The following is an 18,414-nucleotide window of genomic DNA, read 5'->3' on the forward strand; positions in this document are numbered from 1 at the left end:
CTCAATCTCACCAAATAAACTGTCTATTTTTAGAGGCCGTTTATCTTTATAATGGAAGCGTTGCTTATCACGTTGTTGCATAATTTCTTCGTCATATTCCTCTAGTATGCAGGTCATCACACTTGAGAAGGTTTCCTGTAACTTCCTCCAAACTAGCTGTTCAAGTTCTTTTAAAGTTGGGTATTCTGTGTTATTCTTTTGCATAGGGTTTCTCCTTTGAATCGGGTTTTTGTCGACTATGATTCTACCAAGGAGAGACCCTTTTTTCATGCATTTTGCTTAAACCCTACCGCGCTTTCGCTTGGTGGCCTCCTCATCCAAGTAACGGAAATTTCCATTACTTGGATGAGGAGGTTTTTTCTTCTCCCACAAACATTTTACTCATACTCTATCACATGGGCTTTAGGAATGAGTAACGTATGCCCTTCGTGAAAAGGATCATGATCCAAGATGCCACAAACGAGCTGATCCTCGTAGACGACATGGACCGGCCGTTGCTTGTTTGCGAGCATACAGCCGGTACATTTTTTCTTTTTCTCTCATTTGGTCTGTCACCTTCTCCTGCTCTATTGACATCCGCTTCTGAAATCGGTTCATTACGTTCATGACGATATTCACTCATTTGTTTCGATTTCACTATAGCCCTCGCCTTCTACGGCCTCGGCGCCCACAGCATAATCCCTACGCCCACTAAGCAAATAACGGCACCGATCCAATCATATGTATCAGGGGCTTTTCCATCTATCCACCAGCCCCATAAAACAGCAAGGAAAATAAAGACTCCACCGTAAGCTGCATAGACACGTCCGAATGACGGAAATGCTTGAAACGTAGCGATCACACCATAGAGGGCAAGAGCGACCGCGCCAAATAATCCAAGATAGACAGGCTTTCCATCCCGAAGCCAAAGCCATATTAAATATCCACCGCCAATTTCCGCTAACCCAGCTAGCAAGAAAAGCGTTGTGGCCATCACCATTCGATCCCCACCTCCCTTTTAGCTTCTTCTATGATGATACATGAAGGTAGGCAACGATTCATTCATTTTAATCAAGTTTATTTTCATCAATGATCCGTTCATGCTTTTGACCGAAGAGATTTTGTAAGTGCACATTCCAATGAGACGACTCTTTGTCGAAGGTAATGGATGTTAATAGGGCGCTTTCCTCCTGTTCTGACAACACTCGTTGAATGACTTCCTTCTCGGACAATTTTGCTCCCTCTGGCTTTTTTTCTTCCAAGACAACCACATCAGCTACCTCCGCTTGTGCTGGATAAGAATAAGCGATCGCCCCCTCAGCCCAAACAGCAATCCGTTCACCAATTTCAACTTCGATAGGCATATGATAAAAGCGAATCGCATTGTGAAATTCTTCTTTCCCTCCACTGTCGTCAAATCGTTCAGCTTCTATGCTCACAACGAGCGTCGTCTCTTCATTTACGTCCACAACGTAACCAATAATAGAGGCAGATTCCACGTCCACATCCTCAGCGGCTCCTTCTGCGTCTACCTCATGATTGCCTGTACCACAGCCACTGATGCCAACAAGAACGATAAAAAACGTAACGCTATAAAATAAGTGCTTCATCTTAAAATCCCTCCTGTCCCTCTATTAGTAATACGAAATAAAAAGCATCAGGGTTGCAGCTCGTCAAAAGATTTCGAATACATCTTTTACTTTCAAAACAAATACGATTAAACTAATAGATGGAAAGGTAGTGATGTAAGATGAAAATTTGTTTATTTTCCGGTTCCTCCCTTGGTCAACACCCGATCTATGCGGAGCAAGTCCGGGCGCTTGGTGAACAGATCGGTAAACAAGGATGGGAAGTGATCTACGGAGGAGGCAATGCAGGGTTAATGGGTGTCTTAGCTCAATCGGTTTTAGATAACGGCGGGCGCGTCACCGGAATCATCCCGAAAAAGATTGTCGAAAACGTCCCATCGATCGAATTAAGTGAACTTCTAATCGTAGAGACGATGCATGAACGTAAACAATTAATGTATGAGCGGAGCGATGCGTTTGTTACTCTTCCAGGAGGGATCGGGACTTTAGAGGAGCTATTTGAAATTTTTACATGGCAGCAAATTGGCTACCATGAAAAGCCTGTTGCTGTTTTTAACATCAATAGGTTCTTCCAGCCATTACTGCAAATGTTAGACCATACAGTAAACGAAGGATTTCTCTCATCTACCTGCCTCGAGCAGCTTATTGTTGAGGAAGATATGAACATCCTCTTCGATCGTCTTCAATCATTTGAATATCAAACGGTCAACAAGTGGGCCCATACAAAATCATAACATTGTACTAGCTCCAGCTTTTAAGGAGCGAAGAATCGAAGATCAATATGAAGCACGATTTCGTTGTCGCAAGGAGAAATGTAAGTGAATAATGAACAAACCAACCCATCGATCATCGTCCCACTTGTCCTTTCGATTATCGCCATCTCCTTTGCTGCGATCTTTGTCAAATGGTCTGAGGCACCCGCGACAATTTTAAGTATGTATCGCATGTATTTTGCCTGCTTTCTGCTAGTACCGATTGTCTGGGGCAAACGAGATGAGTTCAAGCGGTTAACGAAAAATGATTGGCTACTCTTTTTCGGTGCTGGCCTGTTTCTCGCCCTTCACTTTGCCCTATGGTTCGGTTCGTTGAAGCTTACAACCGTAGCAAGCTCTACGATTATTTTAGCTCTTCAGCCTATCGTTGCCCTTTCACTAGGTTTTATCTTCTTTAAAGAGCGAGCAAGCCGGCACATTCTCGTGACGATGGCCGTCGCTGTTCTTGGTGCCATCATGGTTGGATGGGGAGATATCGGATTAAGCCAGCAAGCAATTATCGGCGACCTTCTTTCCTTTTTAAGCGTCATAGCCGTTGTCTGCTATTTAATCATCGGTCAATCCGTCGTTAAAAAAGTCTCCCATTGGATTTATAGCTTTTCGGTGTTTGCCTTTGCAGCTCTCCTATTAACGATCTATAATTTGATCACAAGCGTTCCGTTCACTGGCTACGACCTACAAGAATGGGGCATTTTTCTGTTACTTGCGATCGTACCGACCATCGCCCATGTCATTCATAATTGGCTCTTGAACTATGTGAATGCAACGACGATCTCCATGAGCATTTTGGGTGAGCCGGTAGGAGCGACGGCGCTCGCCATTGTTTTTCTCGGCGAAAGACTCAACGTCTGGCAAGTGATCGGAAGCCTGTTCGTTTTAAGCGGTGTGTTTTTCTTCCTGCTTCAGCAACAACATCGCTTGAAGTATGGACAAGACGAAGAGCGAGTTTCATAAGAATAGAGAGGCTATCTTGGAAGGACATGTGAAGAGACCTTTCAAGATAGCCAAAGAATTTAACCGTTCCTACATGGATGCCGGAAATAAACTATGAACTCTCTCTTCAACTTCCTTTAACATTCCTTTATAGGCTTCTTCATTTAGCGAACCTACACTCCCAAATAGTAAATGGTCTGTTGGTTCAACTCCAACAAATTCAAAAATCCCCGTATCAGATGTGATTTTCAAACCGTTTGTCATCCCAATTTCATCATAATATTCCTTTGGATGACCAAATGTGTTGATAATCAGCCCTTTCTTCCCTGTCAACATTCTTATGACCTCTCCATTTTCACCTATTTCATAAGCGAAACCGTAAGAAAACACTCGGTCAATATACCCTTTAAGGATGGCAGGTAATCCAGTCCACCAAATAGGATAGATGAAGGTTATGACGTCGGCCTGAGTAATATACTCCTGTTCCGTTTTAATATCTTGAGGAATTTCTCCAGCATTCATCACAGATATATCCTCCGGTGTAAGTACAGGCTGAAAATGAAGGGCATATAAATCTCGCACAATGACCTCGTGACCATTTTTCTTCAATGCATGCACCGCTGTATCCAAGATCGCGTGATTTAAGCTTTCTGGGTGTGGATGAGCGTAAATAATAAGATGGTTCATTTAACAACCTCCCGAGAGATTATTTTTTAGCTGAATGGGAACCTACCAATCAATTAATATATATTCTATCCACAAGTGATAAAACCTTCCTCTTCCCATCATGAACAGGGGGTTACAGTCTCGCTCTATAGATCGCAGCAAGGATTTCTCCACTAGATTCTTTTACGAGAGGCGTCTCAAGTATGTTTTGTCTTGTTTGTTCGACTAGATGGAAGCCCAGAAAAAACGGATGGCCTGCGATAGAGGAACACGAGCATACTTGAGATCACATATCCTATACCAGAGATAAAATAGACGGTAGCTGGCCCAAATGTATCGGCAAGAAATCCCATCAGCAGGATCGAGAGGCAGAACGCGACATAGGAGAGGTTTCCTTTGGCTGCGTATGTTTTCTCAAGCTCGCCAGCCGGTACAACCTCTTGAAAAATGGTTTCTTCTGTTGTCAATCGCATCACATAAAATGGTCCGATCAAGATGACAAGGATGAGAGCCAAAAGCGGGATCGTATTTAGCCCATACAACAGTGTAAGCACTCCTACGCCAAACGAGCCAATAGCAAGGGACGTTAATTTGGATTGATTAACGTAACGACTCAAGAGAGCGATTAGAACTCCGCCGCCTATCGTACCAAGAAAATAGGCACTGTTAATATATCCCCACCACGTCTCGCCGAGTTCTAAGATTTCCACAACGAATGCGAGTGTAATCCCGCCGATCCAAACGGCGCTCCCTATGCTCTCGAGCACGTCGATCACCGTAAGAAAACGAATGTCCCGGTGCTTTATTAAGTTTATCCATCCACTAAAAAATCCTTTTAATCCTGAAGTGTTCATCCCGATTCGTAAATCGAGATTGATGAGTAGACTAAGAACTGCAGCCACACTTAAAAGAAATCCGCATATTACGAGTAGCAGCATATTTCCAAAGAATGCGATAAGGACACCGCCTGCAATCCAGCCGAGGAAGGAAATGATTTCGCCAACTGTTGCAAAGAGACTGTTCATTCGCAACCTCTGTTGTTCCTTAGTGATTGCAGGTAGAATCGCTCGTTTACTCGGTCCAATCATTCCAGAGAGAAGCCCAATGACAAAGACAGAACTAAGAATCCCCCATTGCTGCTCCCATCCAAAGAAAAGGAAAACCGAAACGATAAAAACGGTAGCTGCTTGAGTTAACTGTCCAATGAAGAGGATGACGGTTGTTTTTCCGAGTGTGGATGTCACTGGTACAAGAAAAGAGCCTAGTGTCATCGCTATAAGGCTCACCAATGTAACCAAAGTCGATAACGTGACCGACCGAGTCGCTTCATACAAATAAAACGTAAAAATCATCGTATAAAAAATCGAACTAAGCTTTTCAAACCCATTGGAAAGAAGCAATAAGCTACCTTTCATAATCTACACCTGCAATCATTTGGAATCTTCTTCTAGATTATCATCAACCAATCTAGTTAGTAAACTAAATTGTATAGTAAGTATAAAAATAACCTAAAAAACACATGTCTTCAACTGACATGTGCTTTTTAACTGTTCATTCCGATTGCAATTGGCGGACTTTTTCAAACAGATCCTCTCCGATTTGTCGTTCATAGTACTCATAGATCGGGAGAACGGCTTCTTTCCACTGCTGTTTTTCTTCTGGCGTCAACTCGTATACTTCAATTTGATCACTTTCTTTTAATAATTCATAAATCCCTTCATTCAATTCGTTAACATGGTCCCTAAGCCACATAGTTGTTTCAGCCATCGCATCTTCAATGGCCGTTTGATACTCAATCGGGAGCTTATCCCAGACCGTTTGATCCATAAGAATCGCATAGCCTAAATAATTATGATTACTCTTTGTCATATACGCTTGTTGACGGTAAAATTTCTTTGAATAAATGTTAGTAAGCGAGTTTTCCGTTCCATCAATGGCACCTTCACTCAGCCGTTCATATACTTCATTAAAAGCAAAAGGCTTAGGGATGCCGCCGAAATGGTCAAATGTTTTCATCAAGGCTTCGCTTGGCATGACACGCATGCTTAACCCTTCTAAATCTTCCGGATGTATTGAAGCGCTTTCTTCCTTTCATCTAATTGAATCAAGCCAGCGATCGTATGCAGCTTATTTGAATATTCATGATTTTGTACGCGTAGGGCATCGACGAATGCTTGAACGCCTGTTAACTCCTCGGCTAAGCGATCAACGTCTGACTTATCTTGAAAAATCGCAATCGCACCAACCGTCTCGCCGTCAATCTGAATCGGAATACGGTTGCTAAAAACGAGTCGACCTTGAATGTAAAACTCCCGCCGGTATAGTGGCTTTCCAATCGAAAGAATTTCCGGCAATTTCGTATCAGGAATGACTTCGTGAATGTTACGACCTATCGCCTTCTCTTTTACCCCGAGCATTCGTCTCGCTGCTTCGTTCATAATCGTAATTTTCTCGTGCTTGTTAATGGCGACAACCCCTTCATGAATTGCGTTGAAAGACGCGTCCCGTTCCACAAGCAAGTGGGCCAATTCATCAGGTTCCATATTAAAGGTTTGGCGTTTAATATGACTAGCGAGCAGCCAGGATCCCTAAAAACCGAAGAGAGCGGTAATTAGTCCAATCAACAAGGCCGGTTGCCAAAACTCTTGGATCATATCGGCATAGGAAGGCAACACACTGCCAACAACGGCCACTCCAACTTGCTCTCTTTGCTGATTCAAGATCGGCATAAAGGCGCGAACCGTAACGACACCTTCTGTCTTTGCTTTCGACAAATAAATATGTTCGGCAAACGCCGGATCTTCATCCCCGCCAACAAAAGGTGTCTGCAAACGTTCAGGAATCGGATGAGTGATCCGAATCCGATCCATATTAAGCAAAACAATGTAATCATGATCATTGATGACCCGGATTCGTTCCACAATCGGCTGCAACGTTCTAGAAGCTTCCTCTGGTTTAGCATCTACCCATTGTTGCACCGTATGGTTTTGTGCAACTAGCTGCGCGGTAATCATCGTGCGATTGGAGAGCTCGTCTTCCTTTATAGAGGTTACATATCCAAGGAGGCTTATACTAACCATCATTAACGCAAAGGCGACAATCCCAAAAGATAGGATGGTTATTTTCCACTGGATCGATAATTGTCGAAACAGACGCACGTCGGCTCTCTCCCTACTGTATCGCTTTCTTATTACTATACCATAAAGAATGATTCTTTTATCCTACGGCTGCACACTAAAGTAAAAAAGCCTTGAGCTTGAGCTCAAAGCTTAACAATTCATTATGTATGGCGCGCCTAGCAGGATTCGAACCCACAACGCGAGAACCGGAATCTCGTGTGATATCCCTTTCACCATAGGCGCACGTATTGAACGACATATATTAATATAAAGGATAAGGGAGAACTTGTCAAGATTTCTCCCTTAATTATTATCCTTTCTGTGCAGGCGTTCCTTCTTCAAACATTTGATTGAAACGTTCGTTCACATCTTCTTCATTATAACCGAGTGCTCCAAGACGTCCGCCTAAATTTTTTGCCCAAAGTTGAAGTCGTTGAACAATTTTCCGATATTTTTTTGCTTCACTTCCCTTTGATTCTTTCGCCCGTTCATCGGCGTTGGACATGATGTTTTCCACGATAAACAACGCTTTCCAAAGCATATCTTCATCAAAGGATTCATGTGAGTCACCGAGTTCTTTTACCACTTTTTTATAGAAATCATCAAATTCTTTAAACGAAATTTCTTCATCCATGTTTAAATATACTTGCAGTTGATCATATAACGCTTGCATGGAACACGCTCCTTTACTAAATTCTTCGTTATTATAACACAAATACAGACAAGGTTCATTTTCTCTTTATTATGGTCGAAAAGAAGCATTTTGTTGAGAGATTGATAGAAAATCTCCGATGTTTCTATGATTCCGTCGCAACATCTTGTATAATTCGATTATAGAAATAACTGGTTTTGGAGGGATGATTATGAACAAAAGGGGATGCTTATTGTTTTTATTGCTCATACTTATGACGGCTCTCTTAACTGCATGTAGCAACTCTACTGAACCGTCTAGTAGTAAAGAAGAGGAGACGGGTGAAAACTTGCAGGAAACAGGTGGAAACTTACAGATTGGCGTCATGAACGACCCGGTTTCGCTCGACCCTCACGGCGCAAATGAGAATGTTTCAAACTCAATCAATTCGAACATGTACGACAGACTCGTCTACTTAGACAAAAACTTAGAAATTGCCCCTGGATTAGCAGAAAGCCTTGTGCAAATCGGAGAGACAACGTGGGAAGCATCAATACGAAAAGACGTTCAATTCCATGACGGTTCTCAATTAAATGCTGAGGTTGTAAAGGCAAACTTCGATCGGATTCGTGATCCAGAAATCGGTTCCCCTGTCGCCTTTTTATTTAACATGATTACCGAAGTGAAAGTCATTGACGACTATACTGTTCATTTTGAGACCGAATTCCCTTTTGCCCCTCTACCGTCTCATCTCGCCCATCCTGGTGGTAGCATTATTAGTATGGGTTCCATTGAAGCGTCCTACGAAGCGCTAGAGAAAGGTGAAGATGCCTTTACGCCCACAAATGAGCGCCCTATTGGGACAGGCTATTTTAAGTTTGAAGACCGAACTCCAGGGCAGTCGGTGACCTTAAGCCGCCATGAGAACTATTGGGGAGATGAACTGGCAAAGGTAGATACGGTTACATTTCAAGTGATTCCTGAAGATTTGACCCGGATTGCAGAACTCGAAACAGGTGGGATTCATCTTACCTACCCTGTAAACCCTAGCGACGCTGAACGTATCGAAAATGGACCTGATACCTATTTAGAGCAAGCGAATAGTACACGTATGGTTTATTTAGGATTTAACACGGAAGTAGAACCTTTCGATGATCCGAAGGTACGTCAAGCGATCCATATGGCCATCGATAAGGATGGGATTCTCGATGGGGTTGTGAGCGGAATTGGGATTCGCGCAGATGGCCCTATCGCCCCCGACGTGTTTGGATTCAGTGAGCAAATCGACAAAATCACCTTTGATCGAGAAATGGCTAAAGATTTATTAGCTGAAGCCGGATATCCTGATGGCTTCCCCACTACGTTATTAACCGATGATGACAGAGAACGCCAAGATTTAGCGGAGATGATTCAATACCAACTATCTGAGATAGGCATCGACGTCTCCATCGATATGTTTGAATTTGGAACGTATCTTGAACGGGCTGGAAACGGGGAGTCTGAACTGTTTCTCGGCAGCTGGGGAACTGTGACAATGGACGGAGATTATGGCTTATATCCCGTCTTCCACTCCTCAAACAAAGGATCTGCCGGCAATCGTTCGTTCATTGAACACGATGAGCTTGATCAACTACTTGATAATGCGCGTCAAGCAACCGACGAAGAGGAGCGCTTAGAGCTCTATCGAAAAGCGCAAAATGTACTTGCGGAGCAATCACCTTATGCCTATCTCTACTACCCTGATTCCATTGCCGGAGTACGAAACGAAGTAGAAGGATTTTTCCAATACCCGAGCGGCTTTTACTTTTTACGTGATGTTACGCTAAAGGAAGAGTAAAGGCTTGTTCGATCATACAACATTGAAGCACATCCCCTAACATAGGAGATGTGCTTTCCCTAAATCACACCGTTCGGAATCGGTAAGTTGTCGTCGACAGGTACTCCTCTCCTTCTTCCAGCACAATTGACGGCAAGTCGGGATGATGGATGGCATCAGGAAACCCTTGTGTTTCCAAGCAAAGAGCTAAATATTTTCGCGATCTGACCCCACGAATCGGAACCCCTTCTTGAAGCGCATTCCCAGTATAAAGGACCACACACGGCTCGGTCGTTTCCATTTCCAAGCAACGCCCACTTTCTTCGTCTACCAAACGGATTTCTTGCTGCAGGTTTGTATCAAGCTTAAATGGATGGTCGTATCCATTACCGACAATGACATTTTGCTCATATGTCGCTTTCGTCCCATCGATAATTTTTCGACCGTTACGAAAATCAAATGGGGTGTCTACTACGTCTAGCACCGTTCCCGTCGGTAGCAACTGATCATTAAGCTGCAAAAATTGGGAACTTTTCAGCGTCAATTCATGCTCTAAAATGTCTCGTTTGAGATTCCCACTTAAATTAAAGTACGAATGATTGGTGACGTTTACTAACGTTTTTTGATCCGCTTTTCCGCTGTACATCACTTTTAACTCATTGTCGTTATTGAGCATATAACGCACGCTCATGGAAAGAGTGCCCGGGTATCCTTCTTCTCCATCACGGCTAATATAGGAAAATTCGACGCCAACTTCGTCCTGTGAGTCGATCGTCTCCCCTTTCCAAACAACTTTATCAAATCCTTTTTCTCCGCCATGAAGGTGGTTTTCTCCTTCATTATTAGCGAGTGTATAGGATTGGTTGTCTAACATAAATTCACCGTTGGCAATTCGACCTGCGACTCGGCCAATGACCGCTCCGAAATATTGAGAGTGCTTTTCATAATCATCCATACGGTCAAATCCAAGGACGATGTTCTCTAGATTCCCATGACGATCAGGGGTTTTAAGCTCTGTAATGATACAACCATATTCGATGCATGTAACTTCCATCCCGTGGTCGTTTGTCATCGTAAATGCGCGAACGCTTTCACCATTTGTTTCGGCAAAAATTCGTGTTGTTATTTGCATGTCTCCACCTCATAAATTAAAAATATCCCTCTTACATTTCCACACTGGAACACTGAAACCCTTTTCATTTGCTGAAAACGCCATTATTTTTGTCGTAAATGGTCGAAGCAGGCACCGTCACAGGCACCTGCTTTTTCTCAATCTTGCTTTCTATTCTCTAAATTTACTTAAACCGTGATTTAATTCATATGTTTGCTCATATACGTGGCGATAAAGGGTGAATAGCTCTTCATATGCTTTCCCTTTTTCAGCGTTTGGCTCATATGATTCTTGTTCTTTGACCCAAGCTTCAGCACAATCAGCTAAGGAATCGTACCATCCAAGTCCATAGGCTGCTAACATAGCCGCACCGAGCCCTGGCCCCTGTTCACTGGATTGTTTAATTACTTTCGCTTGAAAGATGTCTGCTTGCAGTTGAAGCCAAGCAGGGCTTTTAGCCCCTCCACCGATTGAGACAACGGTAGAAATATCTTTTCCATTTTTTCGGAAAATCTCGATAGATTCGTTTAGCGAAAACGTAATCCCTTCAATGACGGCTCGTGTAAAATCATGCCGCTTGTGACCCGCGTGTACACCGATAAAGCTACCGCGAATCGTTGCGTCAGCATGGGGCGTCCGTTCCCCTACAATATAAGGGGTAAACAAAAGTCCGTTTGCTCCGGGTGGACTTTTTTCGATTTCCTTTACTATGTTTTCAAATGGCTCTTCTGGGGCAAATGTCTCTTTAAACCAACTCAAGCTATAACCAGCTGCTAGCGTCACACCCATCGTGTAATAGGCCGTTGCCTCTCCATGGTTAAAATAATGCACTTTGCCTGCGAAGTCTTGATCAGCTGCTTGCTCATAGGAAAGGACCACACCCGATGTACCGATGCTACAAAGAGTGGCGCCATCTTTTAAAATTCCTGCACCAATTGCTCCACAAGCATTATCTGCTCCGCCTGCAAACACGCGCACATCTTTTTTCAGTCCCGTCTTCGCAGCAATCTCTGGTAACAGTTCACCGACTTCCCCGCTTGAAGGGACGACTGGAGGACACAGGCTGATGGGCAATTCAAAGCAAGAACAAATGTCCTTACTCCATTCTTTCTTAGCAACATCGAACAGTAAAGTTCCGGCAGCGTCTGAATACTCACTATGAATCTTTCCTGTTAAACGAAACCGGACATAATCTTTTGGAAGCATAAAAACGTTGGCGCGAGCAAAAACATCTGGCTCGTACTTTTTTACCCATAATAGCTTCGGCAGTGTAAACCCTTCTAGGGCAGGATTTTTCGCAATCGCTAGTAGGGTTTCTTTTCCTAGAGTTTGCTCAATTTCCCGACATTCGTTCGTTGTACGTGTATCATTCCATAAAATAGCTGGACGCAGAACGCGTTGCTCCTGATCTAGTAGAACGAGGCCGTGCATTTGTCCAGAGAAGCTAATACCATCGATCGCCTCTGGATCACTTGCTTCGCTTGTCACTTCAGATATCGCTTCAATCGTTTGATTTAGCCAATCTTCTGGGTCTTGCTCACTGTAACCGGGCTTGTCTTGATACAACGGATACGATTTTGTGACTTGCTTGCACACTTCCCCTCGTTCATTGACAAGTAACACTTTAACCGCGCTCGTTCCTAGATCAACGCCTAGTACATATCTCAAACTAGCTACCTCCCTTCTTTTCCAGCACTTTCGCTGATTAATATTCGTTTACCCTTAGCAAATATTGATTTAACGTTGCTTTGATTCGTTCTTGTTGTCCAGAAGAATGTTTGATTTCCCCAAGAGATAGAGCGTATGCCTCTAGCTCTTTCAAGTTCGTATCATTGTTTGCAATCTTTTGGCCGATGCCAGATTGATAGGATTTGTATCGATTGTCAATCACATCTTCAAGGACGCGATCTTCAAGCAATTGATTAGCCACTTTTAATCCAATCGCAAAGCTGTCCATCCCAGCAATATGGGCATGGAAAAGGTCGTTTGCTTCAAAGGAGCCCCTTCTTACTTTTGCATCGAAATTCAAACCGCCCTTCCCTAAGCCATCATTTTTTAAAATTTCGTACATGGCAAGTGTCGTTGTGTAAAGGTCTGTCGGGAATTCATCGGTATCCCAGCCAAGCAATGTATCCCCTTGGTTTGCATCCACCGATCCCAACATGTCATGAATACGGGCAAGATGTAACTCATGTTCAAACGTATGACCTGCAAGCGTCGCATGGTTCGCTTCAATGTTGAATTTGAAATGTTCATCGAGTCCATGCGTTTTTAGGAATGCGATCCCGGTTGCCACATCGAAGTCGTATTGATGTTTTGTTGGCTCTTTCGGTTTTGGTTCGATTAAAAATTGGGCGTCGAATCCAATCTCCTTCGCATAATCAACAGCCATATGGAAAAAGCGGGCAAGGTTATCTAACTCTAGCTTCATGTTCGTGTTTAGTAGCGTTTCATATCCTTCGCGTCCGCCCCAAAATACGTAGTTTTCTGCGCCAAGCTCTTTCCCAATCTCCAACCCTTTTTTCACTTTCGCTGCTGCATACGCGTACACATCAGCATTTGGTGACGTCGCAGCACCATGGATCCAACGCGGATGGGTAAACATGTTTGCCGTATTCCATAGCAATTTCGTCTTACTCGTTTTCATATAATCCTTGATCATTAACACGATTTCGTCTAGGTTTTTATAAGTGTCTGCCAACGTCTCCCCTTCAGGTGCCACATCTACATCATGAAAGCAGAAGTACGGAACGTTTAACTTCTCAAAAAATTCAAAAGCTGCTTCCACTCGAGCTTTCGCTAAATCCATACCCGAATATTGATCCCATGGACGCTGCATCGTTCCAACACCAAATGGGTCTGAGCCATCACCGACAAACGTATGCCAATAAGCGATGGAAAAGCGAAGGTGTTCAGCCATTGTTTTGCCTGCGACAATCTCCTCAGGGTTGTAATATTTGAATGCATATGGATTGGTCGATCTCGGTCCTTCATATTGTACCTTTTCTACATCATTAAAAAATGTCATTAAGAATCCCTCCTAGAAAGTAAGCGTTATCAACCTTGTAAATAAAACTGTTGCGCTAATGAGAGTATATCACTTATACTTAGTTTATTCAATAGACAAACTAAGTTTTTATTTTATCCATTAGTCTAAGAAACATCCTGTGACAACGTCTTTATGCATTGAGCGGCAAACCCATGTATAATAGTACGCAAAGTGTAATGTCTAATATTAATCAAAGTGGTGTGATGTATGTCGGTAACTGGTGATCAACGTTTCATTAAACAAATGAATAAGCAAATTGTTTTACAGACGATTCGTAAAGAGGCGCCTCTCTCAAGAGCACAAGTTTCCTTGACGACTGGATTGAACAAAGGGACTGTTTCTAGCCTCGTAGCCGAATTAATCGCCGATAACCTTGTGTATGAAGTCGGGCCTGGTGAATCAAGTGGTGGACGCCGCCCTGTCATGCTTATGTTTCAAAACAAAGCGGCGTATGCGATTGGCATTAACATTGCGGTTAATTACCTTTCGGGTGTGTTGACCGATTTAGTTGGCAATGTGATCGAAAAAGTGGAATGGTCTCTCCATGTAAAGGAATTTGACCATGTGAATCAGCAAATGGTTCAACTGATCGAGCAGTTAATGAAGGCGGCGCCTCCTTCTACATATGGGATTATTGGAATCGGAGTCGCTGTTCCAGGAATTGTGAATGAGGAGGGCGATGTTCTCTTTGCCCCGAATTTAAATTGGCGAGAGATCCCTCTAAAAAAACAATTAGAAGAGCATTTCCAGCTTCCCATTGCTGTTGAAAACGAAGCAAATGCCGGTGCTTTAGGGGAGAAAGTGTTTGGTAAAGGCAAGGAGTCAGAGAACATGATCTTTTTCAGTATTGGCATCGGGATCGGAAGTGGGATTATTTTCGGGAACTCCCTGTACCGCGGTAAGGGTGGATATTCGGGTGAAGTTGGCCATATGAGTATCGAAACAAATGGGCCGCTATGTACGTGTGGGAACAAAGGGTGCTGGGAGCTCTTTGCCTCAGAAAAAGCTGTTCTCCAGCAAGGTGAAGCCCTTTATGAGGAAGTGCTAACATTGGATGATCTGTTCGAAAAAGCACGCAAGGGTGAACAGACAGCGATTGACCTCTTTCAGAAGATTGGAGTGTATCTTGGAACAGGGATCGCCAACATGATCAATGCGTTAAATCCGGAACTGGTCGTTGTAGGGAACCGCATGGTCAAGGGACGTCCATGGCTTGAACACTCTCTTAAACAAACCGTTGCCGATCGGGCGTTATCATTTCACGCGGAGCAAGTATCAGTTGAATTTTCCGATTTAAATGAAAACGGTATTTCCCTAGGTGTATCTTATCTGTTGATTGATTCGTTTTTAGAGAAAAAACATGAATAGTCGTAATGAAATGAGGCCCTCTTCCATTATGTATGTGAAGAGAGCCTCATTCCATTATGAACAATATTGATCAAATGCTTTTTCTAGTTTTTGCACGACTTGAATCGGTTCATGCCCTTCAATTTCATGACGCTCGACCATCATTTGAATCTCTCCATCCTTCAACAAGGCAAAAGACGGAGAAGATGGAGCATAGCCTTTAAAGTATTCACGCGCTCGTGCCGTTGCTTCTTTATCTTGCCCAGCAAACACGGTCACAAAGCGATCGGGTTTTTTGTCGTAATTTTTCATGTAGGCAGCGGCAGGTCTAGCAATTCCTCCAGCACAGCCACAGACAGAATTGACCATGACAAGCACAGTCCCTTTTTCCTTGAGTACCTCATCGACTTCCTCAGGAGTCGTCAGTTGATCATAGCCGGCTTCTACCATCTCTTTCCTTGCCATTTGTACGACATCATTCATGAAAAAATTAAACTCCATGATACAATACACCTCCCCTTCGTTCTTTACATTACCATTCTACCTTAGAACCTCATGCAAAACCAACAATCTGAGCACGTGTCCAGGTAAAAGCTTTTCCTAGACGAAAACATGCAAGCCTAGGATCTCTCCTAGGCTTAAGGCTATTGCAATCCCTCTTTTAATGCTTCAATGTTTCGTCTCATGAGGCTAAAGTAATCATCTCCGTTGTCCACATCTTCATCAACTAACGCTTCCAAGTTATGCAAGTATAGAACGTCTGCGTTCACTTCATTGCGGACTGTTTCTGCAACATTTGGCGTCATGTTTTGCTCGAAGAAAATATGATTAATTCCATTTTCTTCAGCTAATTCGATAATGTCTTGAAGCTGACGTTGGGATGGTTCGTTGGTTGGTGAAAGTCCAGCGATCCCAATTTGCTCAAGCCCATAACGCTCCTCCCAATATCCATATCCTGCATGGGAGACGATAAACGTGTTTAGACTAGCCTCTTCCATCATGCTCGTAAATTCTTGATCGATCGCTTCTAATTCAGCCTTTACTTCTTCAAAGTTTGCTTCAAATTGGTCGGCTGAATCGGGACGTAATTCGACTAAGGCATCTTTAATATTTTCCGCTAACGTGATCGCAAGGACAGGATCTAGCCATACGTGCGGGTCCTCATCATGATGATGGTGATGATCATCTTCCTCGTGACCGTGCTCCTCATGGCTATGGTCGTGATCATCTTCCCCGTGACCGTGCTCCTCATGGCTATGGTCGTGATCATCTTCCCCGTGACCGTGCTCCTCATGGCTATGGTCATCTCCTGGTATTAACTCAATACCGTCTGAGGCTTTAACGATTAAAACATTTTCTCCATCCAACGCTTCAATCACTTTATCAGCAAAGCCTTCAAGCCCTGCACCATTGTAAATGAAAGCATCCCCTTCAGCCACTTCAATCATCGCGCGAGCCGTCGGTTCATACGTATGAGCATCTGCTCCAACAGGAACGAGGTTTGTTACTTCTACTTCCTCGCCTCCAATTTTCTTTGCAAAGTCTTCAAGTGGGAAAATCGTCGTATATAGCTGTAGTGGATCTACCGCTTGTTTTGTTTCTTCAGGTTCTACTGCTTCCTTTTCCTCTGCTGTTTCTTGTCCTCCGCAAGCTGTAAGAATCATAGGTACAGCTAGAAGAAGGCCCAACCATTTCTTTTTCATCGCTCTCCCCTTCCGTAACCGTTCCGATTTATCACACGTTGAATTATATCGGAATAGTTACGATTTGTAAACAAGTTTGAACGAATTTCTTTCTAGCAACGAGCCAATAACAAGCTACAAAAGTCATAGACGAGACTTCTGACCTCCAAAATGAATCTGATTCCAAGCCTCCCGCCAAGTCTTACTAGCGGAGGCGATCGTTTCTCTTATATGAACTTTTTTAAAAAAGGAAAAAAGAAGACCTACTTGTTGGCCTTCTTTTCATTCCTTAATAGATAGACGTATTTTCAATGGTCATGTTTTCTAAAATGTTTTTAACCTTTGCTAGGAAGCGCCCGCATATAAGCCCATCTAGTACGCGATGGTCAAGTGAGAGGCAGAGATTGACCATGCTGCGAATCGCGATCATGTCCCCTGCTTCTGATTCAATGACAACTGGTCGTTTCACAATCGACTCTACCGATAAAATCGCAGCTTGCGGATGGTTTATGATTGGAGTGGAAAGGACAGATCCGAAAGAGCCTGTATTGTTAACCGTAAAGGTGCCGCCCTGCATATCACTACTTGTCACTTTTCCTGTACGAACTTTATGTGCGAGTTCATTCACTTCCCGAGCAAGGCCTTTGATTGTTTTCTCATCGGCATGCTTGATCACCGGCACGAATAACGCATCATCTGTGGCAACAGCCAGGGATATGTTTATGTCTTTCTTTTGTATGATTTTATCCCCTGCCCACATGGAATTTAGCTGAGGGTACGCCTTCAATGCTTCAACGACGGCTTTGATAAAGAATGGTAAAAAGGTTAAATTGAAGCCTTCTTTTTTCTTAAAGCCTTCCTTCAATTGATTCCGCAGTTGGACGAGGTTCGTTACATCCACTTCCACCATCGTCCATGCATGAGGGGCTTCGTGCTTACTTTTCACCATGTTTTGCGCTATTGCTTTTCGTACACCGGAAACAGGGATTTCAACATCCCCTGACACAGTTGGCACTTGGACAGGTTCCTGTACCTTTTCTGTCAATGGCATAGTCTCCTGTACAAGAGCTGTTTTCTGTTCCGTCATCGACGCCGCTTTTGGTATGTCGCCACCCTCGATAATCGCTTGTAGATCTTTCCGTGTAATCCGTCCGCCTTTCCCTGATCCAGTCACATGGGTCAGATCAATATCATGCTCTTCTGCCAAACGGAGAACAGCTGGCGAGTAGCGCTTTTTAGCTGAAGTCGATTGTTCCTGAGTCTCGGTTGGGCTCTCAGTGGTTTCGGCAGAAGACACGCTGGTATCATTCGTTTCAGCCTCAACCGCCTCCCCTTCCACATTCATCGTACAAATCACGTGACCGACCGCTACCGTTTCATCCTCTTCTACGAGTAGTTCCTGAATGGTACCTGAAAAGGAGGAAGGAATTTCAGCATTTACTTTATCTGTTAACACTTCAGCTAACGGATCGTATTTATTGACTTTATCTCCAGGTTTGACGAGCCAACGGCTAATCGTCCCTTCAGTTACACTTTCACCTAGTTGGGGCATCGTAATTTCAGTCGCCATATTTTAACCTCCCCTTCTACTAACGTATTGTCAAAACTTTATATAAAATAGGCTATTAAATCCTATGTTAGAGGGCTTTATAAGCAAAAAAATTGCCACTCCCTGATTTCTGTAGATAATTGAGGTTACCAAACACCCAATTCCAGAAA

Annotated in this window: 21 protein-coding genes and 1 tRNA gene; 4 read left to right on the plus strand and 18 right to left on the minus strand. The window is 43.4% G+C overall.

Annotated features, from left to right (window positions below):
• The 5 genes from E2L07_RS17885 to E2L07_RS17900 form a co-directional block, all read right to left on the minus strand.
• Positions 1-204: UPF0236 family transposase-like protein (locus E2L07_RS17885; RefSeq protein ID WP_208401959.1), on the minus strand; the 204-nt coding region annotated here is incomplete at its 3' end.
• Between the two features lie 173 nt (positions 205-377).
• Positions 378-449 (minus strand): hypothetical protein, encoded by a 72-nt coding sequence (locus tag E2L07_RS21335; RefSeq protein ID WP_243854997.1) that lies wholly within the window; start codon positions 447-449, stop codon positions 378-380.
• Positions 439-606 carry a hypothetical protein gene (locus E2L07_RS21340; protein WP_243854998.1) on the minus strand — a complete coding sequence of 56 codons (168 nt, stop codon included), beginning with the start codon at positions 604-606 and terminating at the stop codon, positions 439-441. Before E2L07_RS21340 ends, E2L07_RS21335 begins: the two co-directional genes overlap by 11 nt.
• Positions 607-652: 46 nt before the next feature.
• A complete protein-coding gene (locus E2L07_RS17895; protein WP_010898892.1) occupies positions 653-979 on the minus strand; it encodes a YnfA family protein in 327 nt (108 codons plus the stop codon).
• Between the two features lie 67 nt (positions 980-1,046).
• On the minus strand, positions 1,047-1,589 hold the full coding sequence (locus E2L07_RS17900; protein WP_053430756.1) for a DUF3221 domain-containing protein: 543 nt from the start codon (positions 1,587-1,589) through the stop codon (positions 1,047-1,049).
• 140 nt (positions 1,590-1,729) lie between these two features.
• Between E2L07_RS17900 and E2L07_RS17905 the strand changes: the two genes are divergently transcribed.
• Together E2L07_RS17905 and E2L07_RS17910 are read left to right on the plus strand one after the other, a co-directional pair.
• Positions 1,730-2,302 carry an LOG family protein gene (locus E2L07_RS17905; RefSeq protein ID WP_134230236.1) on the plus strand — a complete coding sequence of 191 codons (573 nt, stop codon included), beginning with the start codon at positions 1,730-1,732 and terminating at the stop codon, positions 2,300-2,302.
• 84 nt (positions 2,303-2,386) lie between these two features.
• Positions 2,387-3,295: a DMT family transporter gene (locus E2L07_RS17910; RefSeq protein ID WP_053430755.1), complete on the plus strand. Its 909-nt coding sequence runs from the start codon at positions 2,387-2,389 to the stop codon at positions 3,293-3,295.
• 69 nt (positions 3,296-3,364) lie between these two features.
• Here the strand turns inward: E2L07_RS17910 and E2L07_RS17915 are convergent, their stop codons facing one another.
• The 7 genes from E2L07_RS17915 to E2L07_RS17940 all read right to left on the minus strand — a co-directional run bounded on the left by E2L07_RS17915 (position 3,365) and on the right by E2L07_RS17940 (position 7,732).
• Positions 3,365-3,961, minus strand: coding sequence for an NAD(P)H-dependent oxidoreductase (locus E2L07_RS17915; RefSeq protein ID WP_134230237.1), 597 nt, complete (start codon positions 3,959-3,961; stop codon positions 3,365-3,367).
• A gap of 176 nt (positions 3,962-4,137) precedes the next feature.
• Entirely contained in the window at positions 4,138-5,355 is a 1,218-nt protein-coding gene (locus tag E2L07_RS17920; protein ID WP_134230238.1) for an MFS transporter, read from the minus strand.
• A gap of 136 nt (positions 5,356-5,491) precedes the next feature.
• Positions 5,492-5,983, minus strand: coding sequence for a TRAP transporter substrate-binding protein DctP (gene dctP / locus E2L07_RS17925; protein ID WP_134230239.1), 492 nt, complete (start codon positions 5,981-5,983; stop codon positions 5,492-5,494).
• Between the two features lie 11 nt (positions 5,984-5,994).
• Positions 5,995-6,468 (minus strand): Spo0B domain-containing protein, encoded by a 474-nt coding sequence (locus tag E2L07_RS21345; RefSeq protein WP_243854995.1) that lies wholly within the window; start codon positions 6,466-6,468, stop codon positions 5,995-5,997.
• A gap of 60 nt (positions 6,469-6,528) precedes the next feature.
• On the minus strand, positions 6,529-7,098 hold the full coding sequence (locus E2L07_RS21350; RefSeq protein WP_243854996.1) for a sensor histidine kinase: 570 nt from the start codon (positions 7,096-7,098) through the stop codon (positions 6,529-6,531).
• Between the two features lie 129 nt (positions 7,099-7,227).
• Positions 7,228-7,302: transfer RNA gene (locus E2L07_RS17935), tRNA-Arg, on the minus strand.
• A gap of 67 nt (positions 7,303-7,369) precedes the next feature.
• Positions 7,370-7,732, minus strand: coding sequence for a hypothetical protein (locus E2L07_RS17940; protein ID WP_010898901.1), 363 nt, complete (start codon positions 7,730-7,732; stop codon positions 7,370-7,372).
• 190 nt (positions 7,733-7,922) lie between these two features.
• On the opposite strand from E2L07_RS17940, the gene E2L07_RS17945 reads away from it, so the two are divergent.
• A complete protein-coding gene (locus E2L07_RS17945) occupies positions 7,923-9,527 on the plus strand; it encodes a glutathione ABC transporter substrate-binding protein (RefSeq protein ID WP_134230240.1) in 1,605 nt (534 codons plus the stop codon).
• A 64-nt stretch (positions 9,528-9,591) separates the two neighbouring features.
• Here the strand turns inward: E2L07_RS17945 and E2L07_RS17950 are convergent, their stop codons facing one another.
• The 3 genes from E2L07_RS17950 to xylA all read right to left on the minus strand — a co-directional run bounded on the left by E2L07_RS17950 (position 9,592) and on the right by xylA (position 13,645).
• Positions 9,592-10,638 carry an aldose epimerase family protein gene (locus E2L07_RS17950; protein ID WP_053430731.1) on the minus strand — a complete coding sequence of 349 codons (1,047 nt, stop codon included), beginning with the start codon at positions 10,636-10,638 and terminating at the stop codon, positions 9,592-9,594.
• 150 nt (positions 10,639-10,788) lie between these two features.
• Positions 10,789-12,285, minus strand: coding sequence for a xylulokinase (gene xylB, locus E2L07_RS17955; protein WP_010898904.1), 1,497 nt, complete (start codon positions 12,283-12,285; stop codon positions 10,789-10,791).
• A 37-nt stretch (positions 12,286-12,322) separates the two neighbouring features.
• The gene (xylA, locus tag E2L07_RS17960; RefSeq protein WP_010898905.1) at positions 12,323-13,645 is read right to left on the minus strand and encodes a xylose isomerase; all 1,323 of its coding nucleotides are present in this window, start codon (positions 13,643-13,645) and stop codon (positions 12,323-12,325) included.
• 228 nt (positions 13,646-13,873) lie between these two features.
• Between xylA and E2L07_RS17965 the strand changes: the two genes are divergently transcribed.
• Positions 13,874-15,034 carry an ROK family transcriptional regulator gene (locus tag E2L07_RS17965; RefSeq protein ID WP_134230241.1) on the plus strand — a complete coding sequence of 387 codons (1,161 nt, stop codon included), beginning with the start codon at positions 13,874-13,876 and terminating at the stop codon, positions 15,032-15,034.
• Between the two features lie 54 nt (positions 15,035-15,088).
• Here the strand turns inward: E2L07_RS17965 and E2L07_RS17970 are convergent, their stop codons facing one another.
• The 3 genes from E2L07_RS17970 to E2L07_RS17980 all read right to left on the minus strand — a co-directional run bounded on the left by E2L07_RS17970 (position 15,089) and on the right by E2L07_RS17980 (position 18,265).
• Complete coding sequence (locus E2L07_RS17970) at positions 15,089-15,514, minus strand: BrxA/BrxB family bacilliredoxin (protein ID WP_053430727.1); 426 nt, start codon at positions 15,512-15,514, stop codon at positions 15,089-15,091.
• Between the two features lie 143 nt (positions 15,515-15,657).
• Entirely contained in the window at positions 15,658-16,716 is a 1,059-nt protein-coding gene (locus E2L07_RS17975) for a metal ABC transporter substrate-binding protein (protein WP_134230242.1), read from the minus strand.
• 268 nt (positions 16,717-16,984) lie between these two features.
• Positions 16,985-18,265: a dihydrolipoamide acetyltransferase family protein gene (locus tag E2L07_RS17980; RefSeq protein WP_134230243.1), complete on the minus strand. Its 1,281-nt coding sequence runs from the start codon at positions 18,263-18,265 to the stop codon at positions 16,985-16,987.
• Between the last annotated feature and the right edge of the window lie 149 nt (positions 18,266-18,414).

It is taken from the genome of Halalkalibacterium halodurans, from assembly GCF_004376175.1.
GTDB classification, from domain to species: domain Bacteria; phylum Bacillota; class Bacilli; order Bacillales; family Bacillaceae_D; genus Halalkalibacterium; species Halalkalibacterium halodurans.

What these genes read in the sequence shown, in the direction of transcription:
- E2L07_RS21340 (WP_243854998.1), bottom strand. Translation starts at nt 606, where the DNA reads ATGAACGTAATGAACCGATTTCAGAAGCGGATGTCAATAGAGCAGGAG.
- E2L07_RS17895 (WP_010898892.1), bottom strand. Translation starts at nt 979, where the DNA reads ATGGTGATGGCCACAACGCTTTTCTTGCTAGCTGGGTTAGCGGAAATT.
- E2L07_RS17900 (WP_053430756.1), bottom strand. Translation starts at nt 1,589, where the DNA reads ATGAAGCACTTATTTTATAGCGTTACGTTTTTTATCGTTCTTGTTGGC.
- E2L07_RS17905 (WP_134230236.1), top strand. Translation starts at nt 1,730, where the DNA reads ATGAAAATTTGTTTATTTTCCGGTTCCTCCCTTGGTCAACACCCGATC.
- E2L07_RS17915 (WP_134230237.1), bottom strand. Translation starts at nt 3,961, where the DNA reads ATGAACCATCTTATTATTTACGCTCATCCACACCCAGAAAGCTTAAAT.
- E2L07_RS17920 (WP_134230238.1), bottom strand. Translation starts at nt 5,355, where the DNA reads ATGAAAGGTAGCTTATTGCTTCTTTCCAATGGGTTTGAAAAGCTTAGT.
- dctP (WP_134230239.1), bottom strand. Translation starts at nt 5,983, where the DNA reads ATGCGTGTCATGCCAAGCGAAGCCTTGATGAAAACATTTGACCATTTC.
- E2L07_RS17940 (WP_010898901.1), bottom strand. Translation starts at nt 7,732, where the DNA reads ATGCAAGCGTTATATGATCAACTGCAAGTATATTTAAACATGGATGAA.
- E2L07_RS17945 (WP_134230240.1), top strand. Translation starts at nt 7,923, where the DNA reads ATGAACAAAAGGGGATGCTTATTGTTTTTATTGCTCATACTTATGACG.
- E2L07_RS17950 (WP_053430731.1), bottom strand. Translation starts at nt 10,638, where the DNA reads ATGCAAATAACAACACGAATTTTTGCCGAAACAAATGGTGAAAGCGTT.
- xylA (WP_010898905.1), bottom strand. Translation starts at nt 13,645, where the DNA reads ATGACATTTTTTAATGATGTAGAAAAGGTACAATATGAAGGACCGAGA.
- E2L07_RS17965 (WP_134230241.1), top strand. Translation starts at nt 13,874, where the DNA reads ATGTCGGTAACTGGTGATCAACGTTTCATTAAACAAATGAATAAGCAA.
- E2L07_RS17970 (WP_053430727.1), bottom strand. Translation starts at nt 15,514, where the DNA reads ATGGAGTTTAATTTTTTCATGAATGATGTCGTACAAATGGCAAGGAAA.
- E2L07_RS17975 (WP_134230242.1), bottom strand. Translation starts at nt 16,716, where the DNA reads ATGAAAAAGAAATGGTTGGGCCTTCTTCTAGCTGTACCTATGATTCTT.
- E2L07_RS17980 (WP_134230243.1), bottom strand. Translation starts at nt 18,265, where the DNA reads ATGGCGACTGAAATTACGATGCCCCAACTAGGTGAAAGTGTAACTGAA.